This is a genomic window from Rhizobium sp. B21/90, from assembly GCF_019355815.1.
GTDB classification, from domain to species: domain Bacteria; phylum Pseudomonadota; class Alphaproteobacteria; order Rhizobiales; family Rhizobiaceae; genus Rhizobium; species Rhizobium rhododendri.
Genome location: NZ_CP072162.1, coordinates 914,988 through 939,964, shown reverse-complemented (window position 1 = coordinate 939,964; position 24,977 = coordinate 914,988). Strand labels below are relative to the sequence as shown.

Below are 24,977 nucleotides of genomic sequence, written 5' to 3'. Positions count from 1 at the left end.
GCCACTACGGTCGGCAAAACATGTATGTCGCCCGAGAGGTAGAAGATGGCTTTCAAAGCCTTCATGCCCAAGGGCCGAATTCTAAACATCTTAAATTTGGAAGCGTGATTTGCCATCACTGCAACTCTACGCTGACGCAGGCGTCAGACCGCGCGTACGATCAGTTCGCTGTAAGCGCTAAGGCTACCCCACGTAGCATTGAGCAGGAAAATCGCTCATTTTCAGTGTGAATCATGCTGGGAAACCTATGAGTGAAGATATGAATCAGGGTCGTACGTTCGAAATTCTGACGGCTGATCCTGTGCGAACGCGGCGGAAGCCGAAGTTGTGGTCAGACGAGGAGAAATCTCAGATCTTGGAGGAAGCGCTTGCTCCTGGCGCGAATGTGTCTGCGGTTGCGCGTGCTCATGGAATGGACCCGTCGCAGCTTTTTGGTTGGCGGCGAATAGCGCTTGCGTCTGGTTCGGTTCAGCGCCTGAGCGCAGCCGGAGATGGCGAGGCCTTTACCCGTTTCGAAGCAGTCCGAACGGACACCGTCGAGATAAAGGTTGGCGACGCGACACTTCGCGTCAGCGCCTCGATCGATCCGGCGCTGCTGAGCGGCATTGTCAGAGCGGTACGGCAGGCATGATCGCTTCGGGTGTCGTGGTCTACGTGTCGTGCCAACCGGTCGACTTCCGCAAAGGAGCCGCGTCGCTGATGGTCCTGGTGCGGGATGGCGGCCTTGACCCCTTTAGTGGCGCACTTTTTGTCTTCCGGTCGAAGCGAGCAGACCGGATCCGGATTGTTTGGTGGGATGGGACAGGTGTCTGCCTTTACGCAAAAATTCTTGAGGAAAATGGCTTCTGCTGGCCAGGGCAGTCCAGCGCCCGTATCCGTCTCGACCATGCGCAGTTGATGGCACTTCTAGCCGGAATGGATTGGAAAAAGATCCATCCCGTCCAAGTGCGCCGACCACTGTCAACGGGCTGAATTGCCTGCGACAAGATGAATCATGTCGCTGTAAGTGTTGGGAAATCGGCCGCTTTTGTGCTTTACTGGCATCATGATTTTACCCGGTCCCGCCCTTCCCGACGACGTCGATGCGCTGAAAGCGATGATCATCGCTTTGAACGCGGAGAAGGCTGCGACTGATGCTGAAATCGCTCGAATGAAGGTTGCCCAACAGAAGGCCGACGAGCGGATCACCAATTTGACGGCAATCTTAAAGGTTTTGCAGCGTGCTCAAAAAGGAACGCGCTCCGAGCGTCTGCGGCTGGCGATCAACGACGACCAGATCGACTTCGCCTTCGAGGAGGTCGAGACTGACCTTGCCGCGATTGATCGTGAACTCAGCCAGGTCGGCAGAGAACGACCAAAGAGGCAAGCCCGTCCTCGCAAAGGTTTTGCAGCCCATCTGGAGCGCATAGAGGAAGTCATCGAGCCGGAGATCCCAGAAGAATACCAGGGCTTGGAGAGGGTTCTGATCGGCGAAGATCGATCAGAGCGGCTCGATGTCATCCCGCCGAAGTTCAGGGTCATCATCACACGCCGCCCCAAATACGCGTTCCGGGAGCGTGACGGTGTGCTACAGGCTTTGGCACCCGCGCATATCATCGAAGCTGGCCTGCCGAGCGAACGGTTGCTGGCCTATATCGCTGTCTCCAAATACGGCGACGGTCTTCCGCTTTATCGCCAGGAGGCGATCTATCTGCGCGACAGCGTGGTTCTCAGCCGCTCCTTGATGGCCCAATGGATGGGGCATCTGGGCTTCGAGCTGCGGATCCTTTCGGATTACATCTTGGAGCGTATCAAAGCCAGCGAGCGGATATTTGCGGACGAGACGACCTTGCCGACGCTGGTTCCAGGCTTTGGCAAGACAATGACGGCCTGGTTATGGGCCTACGCTTGCGATGACCGACCTTTTGGCGGGTCTGGCCCGCCTATGGTTGCCTATCGCTTCGAAGTCAGCAGGGGTGGGAAGTGTGTCGCGCGTCATCTCGAAGGCTTCAGCGGCATCCTGCAGGTTGACGGCTACTCGGCCTATACCAGCATGCTCAAAGAACGCGCCAAGTCCGGCAGCAATGAAACGATCAAGCTGGCCGGATGTTGGGCGCACGTCCGCCGCAAGTTTTATGAACTGCACGTCGGTGGCATCAATGACGCCGCGACAGCGTCGATCACCGCGATGACGGGACTTTGGCAGGTTGAGGACGAGATCCGCGGCAGCGACGCCGAGACCCGCGCAAGGCGTCGTCAGGAGACGTCCGCTGGCATCGTCGCCGATCTCTTCCAGGTGTGGGAAAAGGAGCTATCCAAAGTCTCCGGGAAGTCCAAGACAGCCGAGGCAATCCGCTACGCTCTGACACGCCGAGAGGCGCTGGAGCACTTCCTGAATGATGGCCGTGTCGAGATAGACTCCAACATCGTCGAACGCGCGATCCGGCCACAGACAATTACCAGAAAAAATAGCTTGTTTGCGGGAAGCGAAGGCGGTGGAGAGACTTGGGCAACGATCGCCACACTCTTGCAAACAGCGAAAATGAACAACGTCGATCCGCTTGCCTGGCTTTCCCAGACGCTGACGCGCATCGCAAACGGTTGGCCCGCCGCCGATATCGAGCTGCTAATGCCCTGGAATTATAAGGCAGACGCTGTCGGCTAAACGCTTACAGTTCGCTCACGTTGTCGGAAGCGAGAGTCATGCGGAAATAGCATGTCTACGCGCCTACGAATATCTAGATAAGATTAGGGAGAGCGAGGAATACCTCAATCTTTTTAGATATTTTGCAAAGCTCCTTGGCTGCCATCTAGCGGATCTCGGCGCTCCGATCCCAACACATTTATCCAAATTCGTGGCACGGGAGATCGATAGAAACTGTATTTGGCTTGGGGTGCAGCCAGATCATGGCTACACCGATATGGTATCCCGCGTGGGTAGCCACGGTCCTTACGTTGCACATGGAGGGCTTATCGTGATCACCAAGAAGCCGAAATTGTTGCCATCGAGATTTCATTCGACCTCTACGGTTGGTCCAATTCAATTCGTGTATTATTACAATCTAACTCTACGCGAGCTATTCGAGATGCGAGTAAGACATCCAAGCTTCATCAAATGGTGTGCTGAATACGCAAACGCGGCAATCGTTAACCCAATACTGGAGGAAAAGCTAAAGCATCTAGGCTTCTGACGGAAATCTAATTGTCCGACTGACACTTAGACCAATCATTGATCTGTCGTGTCATCGCCCGCCGCATCGGCCGCGCTTTTTCTGCGGACAATCACCGGCAACGGTCTCAATCACATTTCAAATTCTTCCATCCGCACCGTAAGATTTTGACCGGTGCCGGAAAACCGGTTTTCCCGAATCTGCGTGTCAAATTATGGGACTTGGGCGTCCGGTTACGCGCCTTTGGCTTCGGAAGCCACATCAGGCACACGCACCACAAAACATTGATTTTGCGAAATAAGAGTGGTGCCCGGAGGCGGATTTGAACCACCGACACGCGGATTTTCAATCCGCTGCTCTACCAACTGAGCTATCCGGGCATACCTGCTTCATCCCGAAGGATTTGCCTCGCTTGAAGGCTTGGGGAGCTTGGTTTTCCCCGGAAGCGTGGGCGTTATAACATCTTGTTCGGCCATGTCCAGCATCAATCGCTACTTTTTCGACAGGAAATGCAAGATCGGCAATTGTTGAACGCCATCAATGCCTTGCCGTTCGTTTCCGACAGGTTTGTGACTATTCCTCGTCCTCGTAGTCGGCCTTCGTCTCGTCGTCGGCAACCGGAATGGCATAGGAACCGCTTAGCCAGCGCGACAGGTCCATCTCTCGGCAGCGGTCCGAACAGAAGGGATAATGTTCGCGCATCGAGGGCCGGCCGCATTCGGCGCAGGCGCGCGGCTTGCGCAGGGGCTCGACCTTGGCGCCGAGCTTAATCTCGTTTTCCGACATGGATCATCCTTCCTGCCAATGGGCGTGAACGTCGAATCCCTCGCCTGAAAGCAGCAGCATGGTCTCGTAGAGCGGCAGCCCGACGACATTCGTGTAGGAGCCGACCAGTTTCTGGACGAAACCGCCAGCCAGCCCCTGAATGGCATAGGCGCCTGCCTTGCCGCGCCATTGACCGGAGGCGAGATAAAATTCCATGTCGTTGCCGGAAAGCCGCTTGAAACGGACCTTCGTCTCGACGACCTTCTGGCGCATCTTGCGATCCGGCGTAATCAGGCAGATCCCGGTATAGACGGTGTGGCTCCGACCCGAGAGCAGGTGCAGCGCCGCCGATGCTTCCTCGACGAATTCGGCCTTCGGCAAAATGCGCCGCCCGACGGCAACCACGGTGTCGGCCGATAGAAGATAGCTGCCCTGCCAGGCGACGTCGCCCTTCAGCGCCGCATAGGCCGCCTCGCCCTTCTCGGCCGAGAGACGACGGGCCAGCGAGCGCGGATGCTCGGCCTTTTTCGGGGTCTCGTCGATATCCATCGGCATGAGGCGCGCGGGTTCGATACCCGCCTGGTGCAGGAGATCAACGCGGCGCGGCGAACCGGAAGCCAGTATCAACGAATGTTTCAGCGCCATAAAACCTCGACGTCAGCGGGAAGACGGGGGAGCCGGCGTCAGAACCCGCCGGACTACTTGAAGCGGTAGGTGATGCGGCCCTTGGTCAGATCGTAGGGAGTCATTTCCACCAGAACCTTGTCGCCAGCCAGAACGCGGATACGGTTCTTGCGCATGCGGCCCGCCGTGTGGGCGATGATTTCGTGTTCGTTTTCGAGCTTGACGCGGAACGTTGCGTTCGGCAGCAATTCGGTCACGACACCGGGAAATTCGAGGACTTCTTCTTTAGGCATGTAAGACGGTTCTTCCTGTCGTTTGACGCCGGGGCTGATGCCGCCGGAAAATTTGCGCGGAAACTACACAATCGACGCGGTCTTGTGAACCTCGTTGATCAGGCTTTCTGCATTTGTTTCATGCCGATTGCGCGGCAATTCCATTTCGCCGGGCCAGCCGGCTGTCGATCAGCCCGTACAGATGGTCGCGCACGCCACGATAGGCTTCGACGATCTGTTCGCGCGTTCCGGATATAACCGTTGGATCGAAGGTTGGCCAGTAGATGACCTCGACCGCCTGCGACCGCGTCAGTTCCAGCGCCGTGTGGTGGGCTTCCGGCGAGAGCGTGATGATCAGATCGAAGAAGTCGTCTTCCAGCTGCTCCAGCGTTTGCGGCTGGTGGCGACCAAGATCGAGGCCTATTTCGTCGAGCACCGCATCCACGAAGGCATTCCGCTCGCCGGCCCTAACGCCAGCCGACATGATATAGGTGCCCGATGGCAGAATGCTACGGGCGATGGCTTCCGCCATGGGCGAGCGGATCGAGTTCATCCCGCACATGAACAGCACGGCCTTGGGCGTGTGGCTTGGCGTCGGAAAGCGATCCTGCGTTTCCATGGCGCTTAACCCCGCCAGTAGAGAACGCAGACGAGCGTGAAAAGCCGTCGCGATGTGTTGAAGTCGATGTCGATCTTGCCTTTCAAGCGGTCGCTCAGCGTCTGCGACCCTTCGTTGTGGATACTGCGGCGACCCATGTCGATGGCCTCGATACGGCTCGGCGTCGCCGACCGGATCGCCTCGTAGTAGCTCTCGCAGACCAGGAAGTAGTCCTTGACGATACGCCGGAATGGCGTCAGCGACAGGATATGCGTGGCAACCTGGGGCTCGCCTTCGGCACTGATATCCAGCACCAGCTTGGAATCCAGCAACGACAGTTTCAGGCTGTAGGGCCCACCGGCATGACCGATGGGCTGGAAGAAATTTTCCTCGACGAGGTCGAAGATGGCAACGGCGCGCTCGTGTTCGACGTCAGGGCTAGCGCGGCCGATCGTATCGTCGAGGACCACATCGGTCAGCCGGAAGTCGCCCGCCGCCATCGCCTAGCCTTCGAGGTTGAGCCGGATCGCCACCGAGCGGGCATGAGCATCGAGACCTTCGGAATTGGCAAGCGCGATGGCCGCCGGCCCGAGCGCCCGCAGCTGTTCGGCCCCGAGCTTCAGCACCGAGGTGCGCTTCATGAAGTCAAGCACCGAAAGGCCGGATGAAAAGCGCGCCGAGCGGGCAGTCGGCAGCACGTGGTTGGAGCCACCGACATAATCGCCGATAACCTCAGGCGTGTGCTTCCCGATAAAGATGGCGCCGGCGTTGCGGATGCCGAGCATCAGCGCGTCGGGATCGTCGACCGCAAGCTCCAGATGTTCGGCAGCGATGCGGTTGGCGAGCGGGATCGCGTCTGCGAGGCTCTCGACGATGATGATGGCGCCGAAATCCCGCCAGCTCGCCGCTGCGGTCTCGGCGCGGCCAAGCGACTTCAGCTGCCGCTCGACAGCCTGTTCGACGGACTTGGCAAGCAGAGGATTATCGGTAATCAGGATCGACTGGGCACCCCGGTCGTGTTCCGCCTGGGCAAGAAGGTCGGCCGCGATCCAGTCGGGATTGTTATCCTTGTCGGCAATGACCAGCACTTCGGAAGGACCGGCGATCATGTCGATGCCGACGGTACCGAACACATGGCGCTTGGCGGCCGCCACATAGGCGTTGCCCGGCCCGGTGATTTTGGCGACCGGCGCAATCGTCTCCGTGCCATAGGCGAGTGCCGCGACTGCCTGCGCGCCGCCGACGCGGTAGATTTCCTCGACACCGGCCATGCGGGCAGCAGCCAGCACGGCGGGATTGACCACGCCCTCCTTCGCCGGCACCACCATGACGACACGCTCGACACCGGCGACCTTGGCCGGGATGGCATTCATCAGCACCGAGCTCGGGTAGCTTGCCGTGCCACCGGGCACGTAAATGCCGACCGCCTCGATCGCCGTCCAGCGCGAGCCGAGCACGACACCGAGTTCGTCTTCATAGCTGTCATCGCGCGGCAGTTGGCGGCGATGGTGCGACTCGATGCGTACGGCGGCAACCTTCAGCGCGCCCAGCACTTCCGATGGCACCTCTGCGATCGCAGCATCGATTTCCTCCGAAGTCACCCGCATCGGCGTCGCATCGAAATCGATACCGTCGAAGCGGACGGAATATTCCATCAACGCAACATCGCCACGCGCCCGAACGTCGGCGATGATGTCGCGGACGACGGCGTTCACATCCTCGGACACTTCCCGCTTCGTGGTCAGGAATGCCGCGAACTGCGCCTCGAAACCTTCCGCCGCCTGCTCAAGCCAGATCGCCAATGCCGATATCCTTTGCTTTCAAAAACCGCCGCAGCGGCAAGAACCAGTCTCTGCCACTCAGGCAGCGTCGTCGGGATGCGTCGGTTTCTTGGCCGTTTCCCATGCGCCGCCGATATCGGCCAGCTGCACTTCGATGCATTCCACGTCGAGCGCCAACGTGGCGTTGCCGGCAAGCGTCAGTTCGATCGTGCCATCCGGCCCCTCGCCCTTCTGCTCGAAGCGAATGGCCAGAAGCGAAAGCACCGTCTCGCGCCTACGGCGGTCGATGCCCAGCGTCCGCACGGCCAGCACCCGCTTGAACACGAGCGCCGCGCGATGGCGCTGATAGCCCTTGGCCTTGCCATCTGCCTTTTCCCAGTCGAAGCGGTTTGCCGTCAGGGAAAACTGCAGGCCGCGCGGCTCATAGGCCATGTCGCCGACCTTGAAGACGGCGTCCTGCATATGGGCAGAAACAACCGCCAGGTCTTCGCCATCGAGCGCCACAAGCTTCAGATCTGCCATGCCTTAGTTCCCCACATCGTCAGCCGCCACATCCAGCGGCCCGTTCCACCCCGAGATAGGGTGCCTGGGGCTTGGACGCAACGGCAGATGCGGCTCCCGGCAACGCTTTCAGGGCCTATTCGCTGAGCCGTTCGACGATGGCGCCGCAGCGCGTAAGCTTCTCTTCCAGCCGCTCGAAGCCACGGTCGAGATGGTAGACGCGCGAAACGACGGTTTCGCCTTCTGCGGCAAGCCCGGCAATCACCAGCGACACGGAGGCACGAAGGTCCGTCGCCATGACAGGCGCACCGCGCAGCCGCTCGACACCCTCGATCTTCGCCGTTTGGCCGGACAGCGAGATCCTTGCGCCGAGACGGGCAAGCTCCTGAACGTGCATGAATCGGTTTTCGAAAATCGTCTCCGTGATGTGCGCCGTGCCGGATGCCCGCGTCATCAGCGCCATGAACTGCGCCTGCAGATCTGTCGGGAAGCCCGGGAACGGGTCGGTGACGATATCGACCGGCCGGATGCCGCCGCCGTTGCGGCGCACGCGCATGCCGTTGTTGGTCGGCGTGATCTCGGCGCCGGCGCGACGCAAGGTTTCGAGCGCCGTCTCGAGCAGCGACATGTCGGTATTTTCAAGCGTGACGTCGCCGCCGGCCATCGCAACCGCCATGGCATAGGTGCCGGTCTCGATACGGTCTGGCAGCACGCGGTGGCGGGCGCCAGAGAGGGATGTGACGCCATCGATGGTGATGGTCGAGGTGCCGGCGCCGGAAATCTTGGCGCCCATGGCGATAAGGCAGTTGGCGAGATCGACGACCTCAGGCTCGCGGGCGGCATTGCCGATGACCGTGGTGCCGCGCGCAAGCGTTGCCGCCATCATCATCACATGAGTAGCGCCGACGGATACCTTCGGGAACGTGTACTTGGCACCGATCAGGCCGCCCTTCGGGGCGGTAGCGTTGATGTAACCGGCATCGATATCCATGTTGGCGCCGAGCGCCTGCAGGGATTCGATGAACAGGTCGACCGGCCGCGTGCCGATGGTGCAGCCGCCCGGCAGCGATACGCGTGCCTGGCCTTCGCGGGCGAGCAGCGGCCCGAGCACCCAGAAGCTGGCGCGCATCTTCGAGACCAGCTCGTAGTGCGCCGTGGTATCGACGATCGTCCGGCAGGTGAAATGGATCGTGCGGGAATAGGCGTCGTCCTGACGCTCGCGCCGGCCGTTGACCGAGACGTCGACGCCGTGGTTGCCGAGAATGCGCAGCAGCAGTTCGACATCGGCCAGGTGAGGCACGTTTTCGAGCGTCAGTGTGTCGCTCGTCAGGAGCGACGCAATCATCAGCGGCAATGCGGCATTCTTGGCGCCGGAAATCGGAATGACGCCATTGAGCTCATTGCCGCCGACAATCCTGATACGATCCATGTGCGATTACGGGCGAACCCGCCTTTCTGAAATCTTGATGCCTTGCAGAGGAAGGCGGTGTTTAAAGGAAATCGGTCGCCGCTTCAATTCGTTTGCGGCGTGTAAGACCTAATCATTACAATTCGTCCATTTTTGCGGCAGGCAGGCCATCCGTCTCGTCAGCCTCGCCGGCGCGCCGTGCGCGCACCTGCTGCTTGCGGCGAGAAAGATTCTCCTTCAGCTTGGCAGCCGCCCTCGCCCGCCGCCGATCCGCTTCGCTGAGCAAGGGCTGCTGCGGTTTAAGCAAGGGGCCATCTGCGACCGTGGCACTCGTGCCGCCACCACTACTTTGTTCGTCTTCGTTCATGTCTGCCTTGATAGCGCAGATGACGATATTTCAAAAGCCACGCCGACGTTTTCCCGTGCTTGTTTCAAGAAGATTGGATTTTGCGGCTTGCGCTTGCCGATCAGCTATGGCAATAGCCGCTTCGCCCGATACGGCGCATCCGCTGCGCCACGATGCTGCTATAGCTCAGGGGTAGAGCACTCCCTTGGTAAGGGAGAGGCCTGGGGTTCAAATCCCCATAGCAGCACCATTTTCCCAAACGATATTGCCGCCTCATCCATCACAGATAGACACATTGCGTCGATCGGCCGCGTGAAAGCGCCTAACTATCTGCCTGCGTCGGCACCGCAGCGGATTGGTACCAGCGCGTCTGCGCCCTGGATCGAGGGACGAGCACGTAGGCGAGGCGCCGGAAGAAATCGACGGTGCGGAAAAGATGGGCCGGAAGGCGCTTCCAGGCAGACAGCTTGGCCGCGCGGTAGTCCCGGCGACGGCCGATCATCGTTTCGCGTTGTGATTTGTTGAAGCCGACGAGATTGGTCTTGCTGGAAAAAACCGAAATATCCATATCCCACCCTCGCTCGATGGCGACGTCCCATGGCAAGGACATGACCGCGAGCGACTGGGCTATTTTCTCTGCACCGCGCCGCGTCACCAGATAGCAAGCCGTGGACCCCTGGGGTCCGAACAGGCAGCGGCCGATAGTGTCACCACGTTCGCTGCGGGCGTGGAAACGGAAGCCTTTCCAGCGGTGATTGACGAGCTTGATCATGTCGGCGCCGGGCACAGCACGGCTGGCGGCCAATGCCCTCGCAATGAATTCACCATCAAGCGCAATATCGTCCTCGATGATCACGGCCGCCTCGTTGCCGCTTGCGATAAACTGGCGTAGCGCCAGCAGGTGGCTTCGGTAGCAGCCGTACTCGCCCGGAAGAATACGCCTGCCATGACGGTTACCGAAGCGCTTCTGGTCGACGTCGACCCATTGCGCCTCTGGCACCAACAACCCGTCGACGCCCTCCACAAGCTCTATGGCGATGCCGAGTTCACGGCCGCGAGAGCAAACTTCCTGCAGTCTCTCCTTCGCCCGAGCGATATTGATGAGATAAACCGGAAGAGGCTGCAGGGTGGACATAAATGGCCTCGGTACGCGTAAATGAAGGTGGACAGAACCGGATGCGCTCAGATCACGCAACCATCCTACGAATCGATCAGGCGGGCTTAGTGCAGGGCACAGTTAAGAACTCGGCCGCTCCATAACAAGCTGGCGGCGAGACCGCCACCCTCACACTTTGTTGTTCAAAGCCACTGAATTTTGTTATCCCGGCAAGGTCGCTGTCAGCACAGATTGCAAAACCCAAACGCCCGTTTGAACAAACCGCTTTCCCTTTCTATAGTCGCCTCGAACGGACATTCCAATGTCGTCCCTTCCGCTACCCTGGCGGCAGAAGCGACGACCCTATCGACAACGGAGGAGAAGACGATGACGAAGATGCGTGCGCTGGTTCTCGAGCGCCAGCACGAACTGGCCTTACGCGACATAGACCTGCCGCAGGAAGTCGGCGCCGGACAGGTGAAGATCAAGATCCACACGGTCGGTGTCTGCGGCTCCGATGTCCACTACTACACCCATGGTCGGATTGGCGGCTTCATCGTCAATGCACCGATGGTGCTGGGACACGAGGCAGCCGGCACGGTGGTCGAGATCGGCGCCGGCGTGACCCACCTCAAGATCGGCGATCGCGTCTGCATGGAACCGGGTATCCCCGATGCCAATTCCCGCGCCAGCCGGCTTGGCATGTATAATGTCGATCCCGCCGTCGTCTTCTGGGCGACCCCGCCGGTCCATGGCGTTCTGACGCCCTATGTGGTTCACCCGGCCAATTATACCTTCAAGCTGCCTGACAATGTCTCGTTTGCCGAAGGCGCCATGGTCGAACCATTCGCCGTCGGCATGCAGGCGGCAAGCAAGGCGCGCATCGCGCCTGGCGATACCGCAGTCGTGCTCGGCGCCGGCCCCATCGGGACAATGGTGGCAATTGCAGCGCTTGCCGGCGGCTGCTCGCGCGTCATCGTCGCCGATCTCGCCCAGCCGAAGCTCGACATCGCCGCGCAATATCAGGGGATCATTCCCGTCAACATCCGCGAGACGAAGCTGCTCGACGAATTGAACAGGTTGACGGACGGCTGGGGAGCGGATGTCGTGTTCGAATGCTCGGGCTCACCAAAGGCCTGGGAGACGATCATGGAACTGCCACGTCCTGGAGGCGCAATCGTTGCCGTCGGCCTGCCGGTTGCACCTGTTGCCATCGACGTCTCGATCGCTACCACCAAGGAGGTGCGGATCGAGACGGTGTTCCGCTATGCGCACCAGTATGACCGTGCCATCGCCCTGATCGGCTCCGGCCGCGTAGACCTGAAGCCTCTGATTTCCGAGACTTTCGGCTTCGAACAATCCATTCAGGCGTTCGAGCGCGCCGCAGAAGGCCGGCCCAGCGACGTCAAGCTGCAGATTGTCATGGACCAATAGGAGAAAGCCAAAATGCCCGCACGACATCCGTGCGGGCATTTGCAGAGAGGCGCTTAAAAGCCTGCTATTCGGCGGCCGCTTTGACGCCGCTGGCGTGTCGACCCATCGTCAGCTGTGCAAGCAGGAATGCAGTGACTGCAGCGCAGGCGATGGCTACCGTCATCGGCACGGCTGTTCCGTTGGCAAACAGGCTGGCCAGCACCATCGCAATCGCGCCGGTGGTGAACTGCAGCGTGCCCATCAGCGCCGAGGCCGTGCCGGCGATGGCACCATGCTCCTCGAGTGCGAGCACCGCCGTCGTCGGGATGACAAGACCGAGAAATCCAAATCCGACGAACAGAAGGACAACCAGCACCGGAAGTTGCTCGAAGCCGAGGCTCATCGCTGCGACCAGAGCCACCATCGACGCAGCAAAGCCCGTAACGGCGAAGCGCATGACACGCACAAGCCCATAACGCTGGCCAAGCCGGCCCGTCAGTTGCGACACCGCAAAGAACGACACCGCGTTGACGGAGAAGGCAAAGCTGTATTCGGTCGGTGTCAGCCCATAGTGGTTGATCAGCACGAAGGGCGAGTTGGCGAGATAGACCAGGAAGCTGGAAATGCCGAAACTGCCGATGAGGGACAGCGTCATGAACGTCCGATCTCCGAGCAGATAGACATAGGCCGCCATCGCGCTGCGGAAACTGCTGCCGGCGCGGTCTTCTCTGGAGCGGGTTTCGGAAAGCTGCGTCGAGAGCAGGACCAGGCCAATGAAGGCAGCGATGGTCACAGCCCAGAAGACACCGCGCCAGCCGAAGAAGGCAATGACCGCGCTGCCGGTCAGGGGCGCCAGGATTGGCGATATGCTGAACACCAGCATCAGCAGCGACATAAGCCGCGCCGCCTGCACACCGACATGCATGTCGCGGACAACCGCCCGTGGCACCACCATGCCGGCGGCACCGCCGATGCCCTGAAGGAAGCGGAAGGCGATCAGCATTTCGATACTGGTAGCCAGAGCGCAGCCGATGCTGGCGACGGCAAACAGACCGATGCCGATATAAAGTGGTGCCTTACGGCCGTACATGTCGGCCAGCGGACCGTAGAGCAGTTGAAATGCAGCGAAGGGAATGAAGAAGGCAAGCAGGCTCATCTGAACCAGATTGTCCGGCGCACCGAGGTCATGGCCAATGGATGGCAGCGCCGGCAGGTACATGTCGATGGCAAAAGGCCCGATTGCTGACAAAAGGCCAAGAATCAGCGCGATGCGAAAGAAGGGTGTCATGGGGCGAATACTCTCGAAAATTGGATATGGGCCGATTTCGCTGGAAGCGCGGTAACGGATGCCGGATGCAGTATAGCCCGGTCACATTTTGGACACTGGTGTCAAATTAGACAGACTTGTCTAAAACGTCAATGCGACTTACTCTCCGATCATGACAAATGCGCGAACTGCACCACCGCAAACCATTTCAGACGTCCGGCGTGGGCTTTCGACCAAGCGGGTCTCCGTTCTCACGGCTGCAACAGAGGTTTTCTGCCGCGAAGGTTTTTCCGGAGCCTGCATTGATGAAATCGCCGAGCAGGCCGGTGTGTCGCGCCAGACGATCTACAACCACTACCGCGATAAGGAAGCACTCTTTGTCGCCATCGTCGAAGACATCACGGCGCGCACCGGAGAGGCGCTTTCATCGACGATCGCCACCTTTCCAGACATGCCAGCCGACATAGAGACGGAAATGACAGCGTTGGTGTCCCTGCTGGTGCGCAACTGCCTCTGCAACCGCGATGGTCGCTTTATGCGCAAGCTGCTGCAATCCGAGGGCGAGCGGTATCCGCAGTTGTTCGCGACGTGGCGCCAAAAGGGCTCGGGCTTGCCGGCCGAGGCGGTCTCTGGCCTTTTCACGCGCATCGCCAAAGCGGGTCTACTGGATATCGACGATGCAGACCTAGCGGCCCGGCAATTTCTGGCGCTCATCCATGCAGACTTGCAGACGACCACCTTGTTCGGCGGCATTCCCGAAGATGAGGATGTGGCGCGAGCAGCCCGCAACGCCGTGCGTACATTTCTCCGCGCCTACTCCGTACCGGCATAAGGCCGCAGTCCGGCTTGAGGTAGGGTAGAAAATAAGGCGCCCATATCGTCGTCACATCGACGAGGATACATCAGGCGCCTGAAAGCATCAGGCGTCCGGCAAGTCGATTTTCAGGGCAGATGCAATTCGCTTGATTTTGAGCGGATCAGTGTCGGTGCCGGCCTCTATGGCGACGATTTCGTCAACTGTCAGTCCAACTGTCTCGGCCAGATCGTCGACGCTGTAGCCGAATGAGCCGCGCGTAATGCGAATTCGCGTTCCGACATCGGCGAGCTGGGCGGACGGTGTGTCATGGATGGGGTTGGACATGGAGTTCTCCTTCGCCGCCGGTGATCGTACTCGACCGCTGGCGACATCGTTTACCAATGCCGACCCTCTTTATTGCCGCAATATCGAATCGGCAAGCAGAATTGCTGCAGAGCACAAAAGGATTGCCCGCCGGTTAACCGGGCCGCCATCGTCCCCAATGTCACCCCGGTTCACCGAATGACGAGGAAAACAACGCCTCTAGACGCTGTTAAAACCAGGCGAAGCCTACTCCGCAGCCATTGCCGGCGGCATCGGTTGTTGCTGTTCGTCCACCGTCCCGGCCTCGTTCTTGCCGGCCTTTAATTTCGGCTCCTTGCCGAAGAACAGGGCATAGGCGGCGGGCAAGACGATGATCGTCAGGACAGTAGCCACCAGGATACCGCCCATCATCGCATAGGCGAGCGGCCCCCAGAACACGCCGCGCGAGATCGGGATCAGAGCCAGAACGGCGGTGAGCGCGGTTAGCATGATCGGCCGGAAGCGACGCACGGCTGAGCCGATGATCGCCTCCTGACGCTCCATGCCAGCAGCGATATCCTGATCGATCTGGTCGATGAGGATGATCGAGTTGCGGATGATGATACCGAGCAGCGCGATGACACCGAGGATGGCAACGAACCCGAACGGCGCACCGCTGATCAGGAGCGCAGCCGCAGCGCCGATGATGCCGAGCGGTCCAGTCGCCAGCACCAGCATCGCCTTGCCGAAGTGCTGCAGCTGGATCATCAGGAGCACGACGATAACGAGCAGCATGATCGGTGCCTTGGCGGCAATGGAGGCCTGACTTTCCGCCGCATCCTCGGTACCGCCCTGCACCTCGATCTGATAGCCGGGCGGTAGGCTGTCGCGGAGCGGCTTCAGGTCGGCGTAGAGTTTTGTCGTCACGTCGTTTGCCTGCACATCGTCGGGCAGCGTAGCCCGCACCGTGATCGTCGGTAGGCGGTCGCGGCGCCATTCCAGTCCCAGTGTCATGGTCGGCACGACCTTTGCCACCTGCGACAGCGGCACGAAACCGCCGGCATCGCTCGGCACGGAGATGGAATTGACCGCCGACAGCAGATGCCGATTGGCTTCCGGCTCGCGTGCCACGATCGACACGGTCTCTTCGCCTTCGCGGAAGTCGCCGAGCGAGGCCCCCGTGACGGCAGCGGCCAGCACCTGGCGAATGCGCTGCGACGTGACGCCGAGGGCCCGTGCCCGATCCTGATCGATCACCAGGCGCATTTCGGGCACCGGCTCGAGCCAGTCGTCGTGGATCGCACCCATGCGGGGATCGGCGGCGAAACGCTGCTTCACCTGGTCGGCGATACGACGAACCTGGAGAAGGTCGGGGCCAAGCACCCGCATCTGCACGGGCCAGCCAGTCGGCGGACCGAGGAACAGCCGGTCGACCTTGGCGCGGATGTCAGGGAAGTCGGCGGCGAGAATGCCGCGCAGCTTGACGATCAGCCGCTCGCGAGCGGGTTCATCGTTGGCAAGCACAAGCAATTGCGCGAAATTCGGATTGATAAGCTGCTGGTCGAGCGGCAGGAAAAAGCGCGGCGCGCCCTCGCCGATATAGCTGGCAACAAACCGCTTGTCCTTGTCGTCGGCAATCCGGGCCTCCAGCGCCGCCGCCTGCTTTTCAACCTCGGTGATGCTGGTACCCTCGGGAAGCCAGAGGTCGACAAGGATCTCAGGCCGCGACGATTGCGGGAAGAAATTCTGCGGAATGAACTGGAAGGCCCAGAGACTGGTGCCGAAGGTCAGCAGCATCAACGCCAGCACGATGATCCGATGCCGCACGGCCCAGCCGACAGTGCCGCGCAGGCGACGGTAGAAGCGGGTATCGAAGACGTCGTGATGGCTGCCCGCATGATGCCGCTGCTTGAGGATCATGTAGCCGAGCCACGGTGTGAAATAGACGGCGACGAACCAGGACGTCACCAGCGCGATGCCGACCACATAGAACAGGGTGCGGACATACTCGCCGGCGGTAGACGCTGCAAAGCCGACCGGGATGAAACCTGCCGTGGTGATCAGCGTTCCTGTCAGCATCGGGAATGCGGTTGATGTATAGGCAAAGCTGGCGGCGTCGAGCTTGACCATGCCCTCCTCCAGCTTGCGCTCCATCAACTCGACGACGATCATGGCATCGTCGACCAGAAGGCCCAGCGCGATGATGAGGGCACCCAGCGAAATGCGCTGCAGGTCGATGCCGAATTCGTACATGATGGCAAAGGTCGCGGCCAGCACCAGCGGAATGGCGATGGCAATCACCAGACCCGAGCGCCAGCCGATAGACACGAAGGAGACGATCAGCACGATGACAAGCGCCTCACCCAGCGCATGCATGAACTCGCTGACCGCGTCGGTGACGACATCGGGCTGGTTGGCGATCTGGTCGACGGCAACACCGAGGGGCAGCGACGATTCGAACCGCTGGTAGACGGCATCGACGGAATGACCGACGTCGGTGACCTTATAGCCTTTGGCCATGACCACGCCGACCTGTACGCTCTCATGGCCGTTATATTTGAATTTGGCCGTGTAGGGGTCCTGCAGCCCCGCATAGACGGTGGCAATGTCGCCGAGACGCGTCACCTGGTTTCCGGCCTTCAACCTCAACTCACGGATATCTTCGATCTTCCTGACATCGCCCTCGACGGAAATACGCACCGACCTCAAGCCGGTATCGACGGAGCCGGCCGAATCGACGCTGTTCTGGCCCGTGACGGCAGCACGAAGGGTATCGAGCGTTAGTCCGCGCTCGGCCAGCGCCTTCGACGAGACGTCGATGTAGATTCTCTCCGGCTGGTCGCCGATGATCACCGCTTTTTCGACGCCCGGCACGGTCAGCAGCATGTCCCGCGCCTGGATGGCGAACTTCTTCAGCTCCGGATAGCTGTAGCCGGTGCCGCTGATCGAATGGAGCGTGATGAAGGTGTCGCCGAATTCATCGTTGAAATAGGGTCCGAGGAGGCCCGACGGCAGCTCGCTCTGGATATCGCCGACCTTCTTGCGCACCTGATAGAAAGCGTCGTTCACCTCGGCCGCGTTGGTGTCGCCCTTGACCTGGACAGTGATGATGGCGCTGCCGGCGCGGGTGTAGGATTTTACCCAGTCGAGATGCGGCGTCTCCTGCAGCTTGCGCTCGATCTTGTTGACCACCTGGTCTTCCATCTCGTCGATCGACGCACCGGGCCAGACGGCCTGCACCACCATGACGCGGAAGGTAAAGTCGGGATCTTCCTTCTGGCCCATGTGGGTCAGGCCGAGGGCTCCGGCGATGATGATCAGCCCGAACAGGAAGCGGGCGATACTCGGATGGCCGATTGCCCAGCGCGAGAGATTGAATGGCTGCTTGGGTTCAGTGGGTGTGGTCATCATCTTCATCCGCTTTCGAGTGCGATCAGCGCATGACGGCCGCAGACGCAGCAGCGTCTACAGGCTCTGCGGCGGCGGCCTGCTGCCCACTGCCATCGGGTAGCTTGACCTGCATGTTTTCGGCCATGTACTGCGTGCCTGCGGCGACGACGAGATCGCCGGCTTTCAGGCCATCGGAGACCCGGACGCCGACCCCGGTAAACTCGGCAAGCCTGACGTCCTGCGCATGCACGGTGGCCGTTGTCCTGTCGACCAGCCAGACGACCTTGCGACCGTCCTTCTCGGCAAGCGCACTGAGCGGTATGGACACGAAAGGCACGGCGTTTTCCGCTGTCGCCTCGACGGTAGAAGTCATCCCGAGAAGCACGCGCGGGTCGTTCGGCAGGCTGACCCGGACTGAGAACGTGCGCGATTGGGTATCGGCGCTGCCGGAAACCTCGCGCACCTTGCCATCGAATACGAGGCCGTCGTTCGCCCAGAAACGCGCCTTGACCGTCTTGCCGACGCTGAACTGGCCAACATCGGTTTCCGGCACGGCAATAGCGACTTCCTTCTCTCCGTCGACCGCAACGGTGATCACCGGCGTGCCAGTGCTGACCACCTGGCCGACATCGGCATTGACGGCGGTGACGATGCCATTGAGATCCGATGCGAGACTGGCATAGGCGACCTGGTTCTTGGCCTCATCGAGCGACGAGATGGCCGAATCGCGCGTTGCGACGGCCTGGTCGTAAGCCAGCTGTGCCTGCTCGAGTTGCGACTTCGAGGAGACGTTCTTATCGAACAGCTGCTGGGCGCGATCGCGAGAAAGCGTTGCGGTCTGGACCTGCTTCTCGGCGGAAAGACGATCCGCCTCTGCACGCTTGACCGCCAATGCGTAGTCCGTGGCATCGATTTTCGCCAGCACGTCGCCCGGCTTGACACGCTGACCGATATCGACACGACGCTCGACGATCTTGCCGCTGACGCGAAAGCCGAGATTCATCTCGGTGCGGGCCCGCACGGAGCCGGAATAATCCAGTGTCCGCGTTGTTTCCGCCTTGGCAATCTCGACGACCTTGACGGGGCGGATGACCGGCTTGGTCTCGGCCTGCTTCTCGTTGCGGCCGGAAATGACAGCCGCAGCCACGAGGAGGACAAAGGCGGATGAAAGGCGCAGTTTGATTGGCGAAATCATGATCGCACTCCTCGGGTCGACGGCGGATGGACGGGCAGCAGGCAAATTATCTCAAGGCACGAATGGCGTATTCCACGAGATCGTCGGGCATCGCCCGGTTCTCCTTGGCAAGACACTGCGCCACCATCTGCGGGTGACAGAGGGTAACCGTCGCCGCGCCAAGACACTTCGACGCGATATGGGGGTCCTGTGCGGCAAACTCGCCCGCAGCGATTCCTTCGGAAATGATCCCGGCCATGACGTCGTGGATGCGATCGATATGCTTTTCGATCACATGCCAGTCACGCTCGATGGCGACGACGACCATCTCATGGACTTTCTCCTCATCGAGCATGGTATCGAGGGTGAGCTTGTACTGGCCATGGACGAGCGCACGCAGCCGGTCCGCGGCACTCGCCTGCTTCCGCGCTGCGCCGAGGGCAAGCTCATAACCGGTATCGAGCATCCGCCCGCAGAGCGCCTGGTGGATTTCGATCTTGGAGCCAAAGAAGCGATAGATGTTTGCCGTCGACATGCCGAGATCCTTGGCGATGTCGGCTACCGTTGTCTTGGCATAGCCGTAGTGGCGGAAAAGACGCTCGGCACAATCGAGGATGCGCGCAACATTCTCCTGGCGGTTGACCTCTGAGGAATCGGCGATGGCGTTCATAAGGCACTTTCGATTTACGACTGACGAAATTCTATTTTCGTCATTCGTAAATCGAAAGTCATACTTTGTCAACGCACTACCAGTCACCTGGCGCGGGTTTCACTGTGCGGGAGTTGATAGCCGAGGCGTGCGGGGCTCGGAGTCCACGCTGCATTAAAAAAATGCCGGACCATCGGCTGGTCCGGCATGTCAGGCAGCAGTTTTTCTTAGGAGAACTGCACGTCGAGCGTCATTGGCACGGCGGCAAGCGCCTTGGATACCGGGCAACCGGCCTTCGCCTGTTCAGCCAGTTCCTTGAACTTGGCCTCGTCGGTGCCGGGCACGCTGGCAACCAGGGTCAGGGCGATACCGGTGATGCCGAAGCCGCCTTCGACGCTCTCGAGGGTGACCTTGGCAGTTGTCTGCATGCTCGTTGCCTTCAGGCCAGCGCCATCGAGGATGCCGGAAAGAGCCATCGTGAAGCAACCGGCATGGGCAGCGCCAATGAGTTCTTCCGGATTGGTGCCGGCAACGCCTTCGAAACGGCTGGCATATCCGTAAGGATGCTCCTTCAGAGCGCCGCTCTGGGTGCTGATCTCGCCTTTTCCATCCTTGATTCCGCCAGCCCAGTGGGCCGAGCCCGTGCGTGTGATCTTCATGTGGTGCTCCTTATGATTGGTTGTCGGGAGACGGCGGCTGCCGCTCCAGGGCAATCGATCGGAAAAACCTCAAAAGGCTCCCCCATCGGCAATATAAGGTTTTCCCCGCAAAAGACGACCGCGGCAGCATGAAACTTCAAAAACGGCCAAGGCTTCTTTTCCAAGGCATGAAAAGCCCCGCGATCCGTCGGGATCGCAGGGCTCTTCGAAGACCGTGCTAGACTATGGCTAGTTCCGCCCAGCCTTACTTGTTGAGCGTCGCCTGCAGCTTGTTGACGTCGTCCGTCGACATCTCACCATCGGTGGCGACCTTGCCGTCGGCAATCTTCCAGAGACGGAACGGGCCGGTGATATCCCCGTATTTGTCGAAGGCGACGGGACCGATGACGCCTTCGTAGCGGATCGGTTTGCCATCCTTGATCAGGCCGAGTGCCTTGGTGAACTCTTCCTTGCCGGCATAGATTGGCGTGCCCGAGGGATCGACGGTCTTGTAGATCGCATCCTTGATCTTGGCCGGATCTTCCGAGCCGGCAATGGCGATGGCAAGCCCCGCAATTGCGCCGGCATCATAGGAGCGGTCGGCAGCCGGATTGGAAGGCTCGATGCCGGAGAATGCCTTGTAGTTCTTCATGAAATAATCGGTCGAGGCCGTCGGGCTGGTGCCGGAAGACGTGCCGTAGGCTTCCTTCAGGTAATCGGCGCCGACAGACTCGATGAAGTCAGGGCTGTTCATGCCGTCGTTGAGCAGGAATTTCTGCACCCCGCCCTGCGACACCCAGGTACGGGCAATCGTCGCACCGTCGACCGGGGTGCTGATCAGGTAGAGGCCATCCGGGGTGCCGGACATGGCAGCGGTGACCTCGGAGGCATAGCTCGACTGCTTTTCGTTGTACGGCGTGTCGGAGATGATCGTGCCGCCGAGCGCCTTGTAGGCGCGCGAGAATTCGGCCGACATGTTGACGCCGAAGTCGCTGTTGACGTGGATGATGGCGAGCTTCTTGAAACCCTTGTCGACTGCGTATTTGGCAGCGGCAACGCCCTGCAGCGCATCGGACGTGATCGTTCGGAAGAAGATGCCGTTGGTCTTGCCATCGCGGCCGAGCGCCGTCAGCGTCGGGGACGAGGAGGCAGGCGAGATCTGCACGACTTTGGCAGGCGCCGTCACCGAAGTCAGGATCGGAATCGACACCGACGAGATGATACCGCCGATGATCACAGGCACCTTCTTGACCTGAACGAGCTGGGTTGCCGCATCGACGGCGACGTTGCCCTGGCTCTGGCTGTCGCGGGTATCGGTGACGAGGTCGCAGCCGCGCACGCCGCCGGCAGCATTGAGGTCGCGGAAGGCCATTTCGACCGACTTGGCGCCGGCCTGGCCGTATTCTCCGGCAGGACCGGTCAGTTCCATGACGAGGCCAACAGTAATCTTGCAATCGGCAGCATTGGCAATGCCCGCGGCCGCGATCAGGCCGAGCGCTGTGGTTACGGAAAGAAGCGTCTTTTTCATGATTGTTCCCCTTGTTAGGTACGACTTCTATTTTTACGCAGTAATCCTGTCAGGTCTCCGGTGTCTGCAACCAGGTTTCTTGCAGATGCCGCCATTGGACGCCCGATGGCGCCGATGAACTCGCGGTAAAAAGGGCACTCGCCTGCCGACGGGACCGGACGCCCCTGCGGCACTGCACCTCGACATAGGTGACGACGACAGTATCGTCGGTCTGGAAGCCCGCGCGGATGTCCTCGATGTCGATCGAGAAATCGCCATGGAAGGTGGCGCGATTGGCCCGGATCAGATCAATGGTCGCCGCCCTGTCGAAAACGCGGCCGGTCGGCGGTATCATCTGGAAGCCGTCTCCGAACGCCTGCTCACAGCGTCCGAAATCCGTCAGGTCAGCCGTCGCCGCATCGTACCAGCCGACGAAGAATTCGTGGAAGGCGATGACCTCGGCGCGGGCACACTCGAAGAGTGACTGATCCTGGCTCATACTTTCCCCGCGTTGAGATTGTAGTGCATGATGGAGCCATGCCTGCCGTTTCGGTCGCGCTCCAGCGTGTAGACGTCACCGAGGGGGCCCTTGCTTTCAGCGATGATCGCTTCGATCTGCGCGATGTCGCCTGCCGAAAGCACGACATCCATGATGCCGGCATTGGCCAGCGCATGCGCCTGGTTGCGGGCGCCGACGATGACCGCAGCCACCTGCGGCTGACGCAGCACCCAGGCGCTGGCGACAGTGGCGATATCGACGCCATGTCGGTCGCCAATGACTTTCAATGTCGAAAGCAGCGATTGAAATAGATCCCAGCCGCCGAAATCGTCGATGATCAGCTTGTATTTGACCAGCGACCGGTTCTCCAGCGGCATCTCCGGCTCCGGCTGGCCCAGCCACTTGTCGCTGAGGAAGCCGCCGGCAACAGAACCATAGCACAGGAATTTCACATCATTCGCAGCAGCCAGCGTAGTCAGGCTGTTGGCCGGTCGCTGGTCGAGGACGGAATATTGCAGCTGCTGGCTGACCAGCGGGATGCCCGCCTTCAGGATCTCGGCAACATGCGGGGTGTCGAAATTCGTAGTGCCCACATTGCGGACCTTGCCCTCCCCGTGCAATTCGTTGAGCCAGCCCAGCGCATCGAGATAGCCGTCGAGCGAGTAATCCCACCAGTGAAACTGCACCAGATCCAGGCGCTCCGTGCGCAACCGCCGCAGCGACTGCTCGACGATGCCACGAATATAATCGCGGTTCATGTTGCCGAGCTTCTCGAGATCGGGCACCAGCTTGGTGTGCACCTTCATCTCGGCCGCCGCCTCGCTCCCGCGCTCATGGCGCAGGCGGTCCCGGGCAGCGCCGATCAGTTCCTCGACGCCGGTATAGATGTCGGCACAGTCGTAGGTCCTGATGCCGGCATCGTAGGCGGCGATCAGGTCGGTCACCGCCTGGTCGCGATCGATCGCCCCATGGCCACCGGCCAGCTGCCAGCCACCGCGAATGACGCGGGAAATGGCATAGCCGGGGCGAAGTTCGAAGGTTTTCGTCATGTCATGCAGCTTTCAAATTGGTAGAACTGTGGAGCGCATATTGCTCCCCCTCATCTGCCCTCTGGGCATCTTCTCCCCACGGGGAGAAGAAAGATATCGCTCCTGCGCCGCGCGCCTTCGTTCAGGCCTCGTCACCCGGCAGCGGCACCGCCGTCGTCTCGGCATGGCTGAAGCGACGCTTGCCCGTGCGCACGATCCTTAGCCGGCTAGCGCAGCTCGGGTCGGGACAGGCGATCTCGGCATCCGAGGTCATCCAGTCGTTCCGGTGCGTCGGCCGCTGCTTTGCAGCCAGGAGCGGCAGCACGGCGGAAATCGAATAGATGGAAAATCCCTGGCCTGCAGGCATCGACAGCATCTCGCCTTTCAGTTCGAAATAATCACCCTCGCTGGCACCACAATAGATCGGCTTGCCCTCGGGGATCACCGCCTCGACACGCAGGTCGTAAAGCTCGAAACTGTCGTCGATTTCGCTCACCTCAAACCTCCGTCAGCGCGAAGGTGACGTCGCAGCCGCCGTTGCGGCGGATGATGCCGCAGGCGGCAGCGAAATGCTCGCGCTCCTCCGGCCGCACCTGCGCCATGACGCTGCCGGCCAGCCAGCCGATCGGGAACAGCAACCGCGCACCCTGCCCGTAGAACAGGCCGATGTCGAAAATGGCGTTGGGGCTGCCGCCCCACATGCGCGCCGGCACGTAACTCAGCACAATATCGCCAGGCTGCGGCGTCACCGTAGCGTTCTCGGCCGGCAGCGCGGTTGCATAGGCGGCGCCCTCGAGATGAGCCACCGGTATAGGGCAGGAGATTTCCGGGCCGGTCCACATCGCATGGATGCCGGGCACGATGCGCGGCTCGGAGAGATATTGCATGAAGAAGGCAACGTTCTCCGGCGCCTTGCCGGCCAGCAGCGGCGCGATCACGGACAGTCCGGAACGGGGCTCGGTGATGTGGATCGCATTCTGGCTCATGATCGGTCTCAAATCCTGGCTGCGTCTGTCTGCAGCTTGTTGCGCAAGAAGGTGAAGGGCCGGCTGATATCGGCTACCAGCGCGGCCCGTGCCGCGTCGGCATCCTGGGCGGCCAATGCCGCGACGATGCTGCGATGGTAATGGGCGGTATCGACCTCGCCGGCTTCGGAGAAGGCATAGATCGCCACCCGGATACACGGGCCCGATTGCAGCCACAGGCTTTCGATCATGGGGATGAGCACAGCCGAGCCGCAGGCCCGGTAGATCTCGAAATGGAATGTCTGGTTGAGCGTGACCTCGCGGTCGACGTCCTTCTTCTGCTTCAGGGCGCGCATCTCGTCCCATTCGTGCAGCATGGCCTCGATGACCGTGATATCTTTCGGGCCCATGCGTTTTGCGGCCAGCGCGATGGCTTCGCCCTCTATCAGCATACGGGCGCGCAGGAGATCGTCGATACGCTCCAGCGTGATCGGCGGGACACGTACCGAACGGTTGGGCAGTGCCTCCAGCGCCTTTTCGGTGATCAGCCGCCCGAGCGCCTCGCGCACCGGCATGGTGCTGGTAACAAGCGCATCGGCAAGTCCGCGGATCGTCAGCACCTGGCTCGGCTCGAAAAGCCCGCCGATGAGCGCCCTGCGAAGCTCGGAATAGACACGGTCCTGAACGGTTTCGCGGCCAACCGGGGCCAGTTGGGCGGCAATCAAATCATTGCTTTTTTCGGCTGCGGCCTTTTGCATTGCGATCCCGTTTTTGACTTGCAGAACGGATTAAAGCTGAATAGCGTGAT

General features: G+C 60.6%; 27 protein-coding genes and 2 tRNA genes. 6 read left to right on the top strand and 23 right to left on the bottom strand.

Going from position 1 to position 24,977, the window contains the following annotated elements; translation table 11 throughout:
• The first annotated feature begins 247 nt into the window (after positions 1-247).
• From J5278_RS04545 to J5278_RS04535, 3 genes are all read left to right on the top strand, one after another.
• Positions 248-631 carry a transposase gene (locus tag J5278_RS04545; RefSeq protein ID WP_209187039.1) on the top strand — a complete coding sequence of 128 codons (384 nt, stop codon included), beginning with the start codon at positions 248-250 and terminating at the stop codon, positions 629-631.
• Entirely contained in the window at positions 628-972 is a 345-nt protein-coding gene (tnpB, locus tag J5278_RS04540; RefSeq protein ID WP_209187038.1) for an IS66 family insertion sequence element accessory protein TnpB, read from the top strand. The genes J5278_RS04545 and tnpB overlap by 4 nt, the downstream gene beginning before the upstream one ends.
• Positions 973-1,045: 73 nt before the next feature.
• Positions 1,046-2,644 carry an IS66 family transposase gene (locus J5278_RS04535; protein WP_209187040.1) on the top strand — a complete coding sequence of 533 codons (1,599 nt, stop codon included), beginning with the start codon at positions 1,046-1,048 and terminating at the stop codon, positions 2,642-2,644.
• A gap of 809 nt (positions 2,645-3,453) precedes the next feature.
• Here the strand turns inward: J5278_RS04535 and J5278_RS04530 are convergent.
• The 10 genes from J5278_RS04530 to J5278_RS04485 all read right to left on the bottom strand — a co-directional run bounded on the left by J5278_RS04530 (position 3,454) and on the right by J5278_RS04485 (position 9,465).
• A tRNA-Phe gene (locus J5278_RS04530) sits at positions 3,454-3,529 on the bottom strand.
• Between the two features lie 193 nt (positions 3,530-3,722).
• The gene (gene yacG, locus J5278_RS04525) at positions 3,723-3,935 is read right to left on the bottom strand and encodes a DNA gyrase inhibitor YacG (protein WP_111218937.1); all 213 of its coding nucleotides are present in this window, start codon (positions 3,933-3,935) and stop codon (positions 3,723-3,725) included.
• Positions 3,936-3,938: 3 nt separating this feature from the next.
• Positions 3,939-4,559, bottom strand: coding sequence for a Maf-like protein (locus J5278_RS04520; protein WP_111218939.1), 621 nt, complete (start codon positions 4,557-4,559; stop codon positions 3,939-3,941).
• Between the two features lie 53 nt (positions 4,560-4,612).
• On the bottom strand, positions 4,613-4,831 hold the full coding sequence (gene infA, locus J5278_RS04515; RefSeq protein WP_004117876.1) for a translation initiation factor IF-1: 219 nt from the start codon (positions 4,829-4,831) through the stop codon (positions 4,613-4,615).
• 118 nt (positions 4,832-4,949) lie between these two features.
• On the bottom strand, positions 4,950-5,429 hold the full coding sequence (locus J5278_RS04510) for a low molecular weight phosphatase family protein (protein WP_209184995.1): 480 nt from the start codon (positions 5,427-5,429) through the stop codon (positions 4,950-4,952).
• Positions 5,430-5,434: 5 nt separating this feature from the next.
• Positions 5,435-5,908 carry a UPF0262 family protein gene (locus J5278_RS04505; protein WP_142830337.1) on the bottom strand — a complete coding sequence of 158 codons (474 nt, stop codon included), beginning with the start codon at positions 5,906-5,908 and terminating at the stop codon, positions 5,435-5,437.
• Positions 5,909-5,911: 3 nt separating this feature from the next.
• Positions 5,912-7,210 carry a histidinol dehydrogenase gene (gene hisD / locus J5278_RS04500; protein WP_209184996.1) on the bottom strand — a complete coding sequence of 433 codons (1,299 nt, stop codon included), beginning with the start codon at positions 7,208-7,210 and terminating at the stop codon, positions 5,912-5,914.
• 57 nt (positions 7,211-7,267) lie between these two features.
• A complete protein-coding gene (locus J5278_RS04495; RefSeq protein ID WP_111218945.1) occupies positions 7,268-7,711 on the bottom strand; it encodes a DUF2948 family protein in 444 nt (147 codons plus the stop codon).
• Positions 7,712-7,826: 115 nt separating this feature from the next.
• Complete coding sequence (gene murA, locus J5278_RS04490) at positions 7,827-9,119, bottom strand: UDP-N-acetylglucosamine 1-carboxyvinyltransferase (protein WP_111218947.1); 1,293 nt, start codon at positions 9,117-9,119, stop codon at positions 7,827-7,829.
• Positions 9,120-9,234: 115 nt separating this feature from the next.
• On the bottom strand, positions 9,235-9,465 hold the full coding sequence (locus J5278_RS04485; protein WP_142830333.1) for a hypothetical protein: 231 nt from the start codon (positions 9,463-9,465) through the stop codon (positions 9,235-9,237).
• A 154-nt stretch (positions 9,466-9,619) separates the two neighbouring features.
• On the opposite strand from J5278_RS04485, the gene J5278_RS04480 reads away from it, so the two are divergent.
• Positions 9,620-9,694 (top strand) — tRNA-Thr (locus J5278_RS04480).
• A gap of 72 nt (positions 9,695-9,766) precedes the next feature.
• On the opposite strand, the gene J5278_RS04475 is transcribed toward J5278_RS04480, so the two are convergent.
• Positions 9,767-10,579: a glycosyltransferase family 25 protein gene (locus tag J5278_RS04475; protein ID WP_209184997.1), complete on the bottom strand. Its 813-nt coding sequence runs from the start codon at positions 10,577-10,579 to the stop codon at positions 9,767-9,769.
• A 348-nt stretch (positions 10,580-10,927) separates the two neighbouring features.
• Here J5278_RS04475 and J5278_RS04470 point away from each other — a divergent pair, with 348 nt between their 5' ends.
• Positions 10,928-11,974 carry an NAD(P)-dependent alcohol dehydrogenase gene (locus tag J5278_RS04470; RefSeq protein WP_209184998.1) on the top strand — a complete coding sequence of 349 codons (1,047 nt, stop codon included), beginning with the start codon at positions 10,928-10,930 and terminating at the stop codon, positions 11,972-11,974.
• Between the two features lie 64 nt (positions 11,975-12,038).
• Here J5278_RS04470 and J5278_RS04465 read toward each other — a convergent pair whose 3' ends face one another.
• A complete protein-coding gene (locus tag J5278_RS04465) occupies positions 12,039-13,241 on the bottom strand; it encodes a multidrug effflux MFS transporter (protein ID WP_209184999.1) in 1,203 nt (400 codons plus the stop codon).
• A 151-nt stretch (positions 13,242-13,392) separates the two neighbouring features.
• Here J5278_RS04465 and J5278_RS04460 point away from each other — a divergent pair, with 151 nt between their 5' ends.
• Positions 13,393-14,052: a TetR/AcrR family transcriptional regulator gene (locus J5278_RS04460; RefSeq protein ID WP_209185000.1), complete on the top strand. Its 660-nt coding sequence runs from the start codon at positions 13,393-13,395 to the stop codon at positions 14,050-14,052.
• 87 nt (positions 14,053-14,139) lie between these two features.
• On the opposite strand, the gene J5278_RS04455 is transcribed toward J5278_RS04460, so the two are convergent.
• The 11 genes from J5278_RS04455 to J5278_RS04405 form a co-directional block, all read right to left on the bottom strand.
• Positions 14,140-14,361, bottom strand: a complete 222-nt coding sequence (locus J5278_RS04455; protein WP_142830324.1) for a helix-turn-helix transcriptional regulator — start codon at positions 14,359-14,361, stop codon at positions 14,140-14,142.
• Positions 14,362-14,586: 225 nt separating this feature from the next.
• Positions 14,587-17,727 carry an efflux RND transporter permease subunit gene (locus tag J5278_RS04450; RefSeq protein ID WP_209185001.1) on the bottom strand — a complete coding sequence of 1,047 codons (3,141 nt, stop codon included), beginning with the start codon at positions 17,725-17,727 and terminating at the stop codon, positions 14,587-14,589.
• A gap of 25 nt (positions 17,728-17,752) precedes the next feature.
• On the bottom strand, positions 17,753-18,904 hold the full coding sequence (locus J5278_RS04445; protein WP_219258316.1) for an efflux RND transporter periplasmic adaptor subunit: 1,152 nt from the start codon (positions 18,902-18,904) through the stop codon (positions 17,753-17,755).
• 46 nt (positions 18,905-18,950) lie between these two features.
• Entirely contained in the window at positions 18,951-19,553 is a 603-nt protein-coding gene (locus tag J5278_RS04440) for a TetR family transcriptional regulator (protein WP_209185003.1), read from the bottom strand.
• 206 nt (positions 19,554-19,759) lie between these two features.
• Positions 19,760-20,191, bottom strand: a complete 432-nt coding sequence (locus J5278_RS04435; protein ID WP_111218961.1) for an OsmC family protein — start codon at positions 20,189-20,191, stop codon at positions 19,760-19,762.
• 244 nt (positions 20,192-20,435) lie between these two features.
• Positions 20,436-21,698, bottom strand: coding sequence for an ABC transporter substrate-binding protein (locus tag J5278_RS04430; protein WP_209185004.1), 1,263 nt, complete (start codon positions 21,696-21,698; stop codon positions 20,436-20,438).
• Positions 21,699-21,747: 49 nt separating this feature from the next.
• Entirely contained in the window at positions 21,748-22,176 is a 429-nt protein-coding gene (locus tag J5278_RS04425; RefSeq protein ID WP_142830312.1) for a hypothetical protein, read from the bottom strand.
• Positions 22,173-23,225, bottom strand: coding sequence for an aldo/keto reductase (locus tag J5278_RS04420; protein WP_209187591.1), 1,053 nt, complete (start codon positions 23,223-23,225; stop codon positions 22,173-22,175). The genes J5278_RS04425 and J5278_RS04420 overlap by 4 nt, the downstream gene beginning before the upstream one ends.
• 121 nt (positions 23,226-23,346) lie before the next feature.
• The gene (locus J5278_RS04415) at positions 23,347-23,700 is read right to left on the bottom strand and encodes a TIGR04076 family protein (RefSeq protein WP_209185006.1); all 354 of its coding nucleotides are present in this window, start codon (positions 23,698-23,700) and stop codon (positions 23,347-23,349) included.
• 1 nt (position 23,701) lies between these two features.
• Positions 23,702-24,190, bottom strand: coding sequence for a DUF3830 family protein (locus J5278_RS04410; RefSeq protein WP_209185007.1), 489 nt, complete (start codon positions 24,188-24,190; stop codon positions 23,702-23,704).
• An 8-nt stretch (positions 24,191-24,198) separates the two neighbouring features.
• Complete coding sequence (locus tag J5278_RS04405; RefSeq protein WP_209185008.1) at positions 24,199-24,927, bottom strand: GntR family transcriptional regulator; 729 nt, start codon at positions 24,925-24,927, stop codon at positions 24,199-24,201.
• Positions 24,928-24,977: the final 50 nt, after the last annotated feature.

Excerpts from the sequence above, each read along its gene's own strand:
- J5278_RS04545 (WP_209187039.1), top strand. The coding sequence starts at position 248 with ATGAGTGAAGATATGAATCAGGGTCGTACGTTCGAAATTCTGACGGCT.
- tnpB (WP_209187038.1), top strand. The coding sequence starts at position 628 with ATGATCGCTTCGGGTGTCGTGGTCTACGTGTCGTGCCAACCGGTCGAC.
- J5278_RS04535 (WP_209187040.1), top strand. The coding sequence starts at position 1,046 with ATGATTTTACCCGGTCCCGCCCTTCCCGACGACGTCGATGCGCTGAAA.
- yacG (WP_111218937.1), bottom strand. The coding sequence starts at position 3,935 with ATGTCGGAAAACGAGATTAAGCTCGGCGCCAAGGTCGAGCCCCTGCGC.
- J5278_RS04520 (WP_111218939.1), bottom strand. The coding sequence starts at position 4,559 with ATGGCGCTGAAACATTCGTTGATACTGGCTTCCGGTTCGCCGCGCCGC.
- infA (WP_004117876.1), bottom strand. The coding sequence starts at position 4,831 with ATGCCTAAAGAAGAAGTCCTCGAATTTCCCGGTGTCGTGACCGAATTG.
- J5278_RS04510 (WP_209184995.1), bottom strand. The coding sequence starts at position 5,429 with ATGGAAACGCAGGATCGCTTTCCGACGCCAAGCCACACGCCCAAGGCC.
- J5278_RS04505 (WP_142830337.1), bottom strand. The coding sequence starts at position 5,908 with ATGGCGGCGGGCGACTTCCGGCTGACCGATGTGGTCCTCGACGATACG.
- J5278_RS04495 (WP_111218945.1), bottom strand. The coding sequence starts at position 7,711 with ATGGCAGATCTGAAGCTTGTGGCGCTCGATGGCGAAGACCTGGCGGTT.
- murA (WP_111218947.1), bottom strand. The coding sequence starts at position 9,119 with ATGGATCGTATCAGGATTGTCGGCGGCAATGAGCTCAATGGCGTCATT.
- J5278_RS04485 (WP_142830333.1), bottom strand. The coding sequence starts at position 9,465 with ATGAACGAAGACGAACAAAGTAGTGGTGGCGGCACGAGTGCCACGGTC.
- J5278_RS04475 (WP_209184997.1), bottom strand. The coding sequence starts at position 10,579 with ATGTCCACCCTGCAGCCTCTTCCGGTTTATCTCATCAATATCGCTCGG.
- J5278_RS04470 (WP_209184998.1), top strand. The coding sequence starts at position 10,928 with ATGACGAAGATGCGTGCGCTGGTTCTCGAGCGCCAGCACGAACTGGCC.
- J5278_RS04465 (WP_209184999.1), bottom strand. The coding sequence starts at position 13,241 with ATGACACCCTTCTTTCGCATCGCGCTGATTCTTGGCCTTTTGTCAGCA.
- J5278_RS04460 (WP_209185000.1), top strand. The coding sequence starts at position 13,393 with ATGACAAATGCGCGAACTGCACCACCGCAAACCATTTCAGACGTCCGG.
- J5278_RS04455 (WP_142830324.1), bottom strand. The coding sequence starts at position 14,361 with ATGTCCAACCCCATCCATGACACACCGTCCGCCCAGCTCGCCGATGTC.
- J5278_RS04450 (WP_209185001.1), bottom strand. The coding sequence starts at position 17,727 with ATGACCACACCCACTGAACCCAAGCAGCCATTCAATCTCTCGCGCTGG.
- J5278_RS04445 (WP_219258316.1), bottom strand. The coding sequence starts at position 18,904 with ATGATTTCGCCAATCAAACTGCGCCTTTCATCCGCCTTTGTCCTCCTC.
- J5278_RS04440 (WP_209185003.1), bottom strand. The coding sequence starts at position 19,553 with ATGAACGCCATCGCCGATTCCTCAGAGGTCAACCGCCAGGAGAATGTT.
- J5278_RS04435 (WP_111218961.1), bottom strand. The coding sequence starts at position 20,191 with ATGAAGATCACACGCACGGGCTCGGCCCACTGGGCTGGCGGAATCAAG.
- J5278_RS04430 (WP_209185004.1), bottom strand. The coding sequence starts at position 21,698 with ATGAAAAAGACGCTTCTTTCCGTAACCACAGCGCTCGGCCTGATCGCG.
- J5278_RS04425 (WP_142830312.1), bottom strand. The coding sequence starts at position 22,176 with ATGAGCCAGGATCAGTCACTCTTCGAGTGTGCCCGCGCCGAGGTCATC.
- J5278_RS04420 (WP_209187591.1), bottom strand. The coding sequence starts at position 23,225 with ATGACGAAAACCTTCGAACTTCGCCCCGGCTATGCCATTTCCCGCGTC.
- J5278_RS04410 (WP_209185007.1), bottom strand. The coding sequence starts at position 24,190 with ATGAGCCAGAATGCGATCCACATCACCGAGCCCCGTTCCGGACTGTCC.
- J5278_RS04405 (WP_209185008.1), bottom strand. The coding sequence starts at position 24,927 with ATGCAAAAGGCCGCAGCCGAAAAAAGCAATGATTTGATTGCCGCCCAA.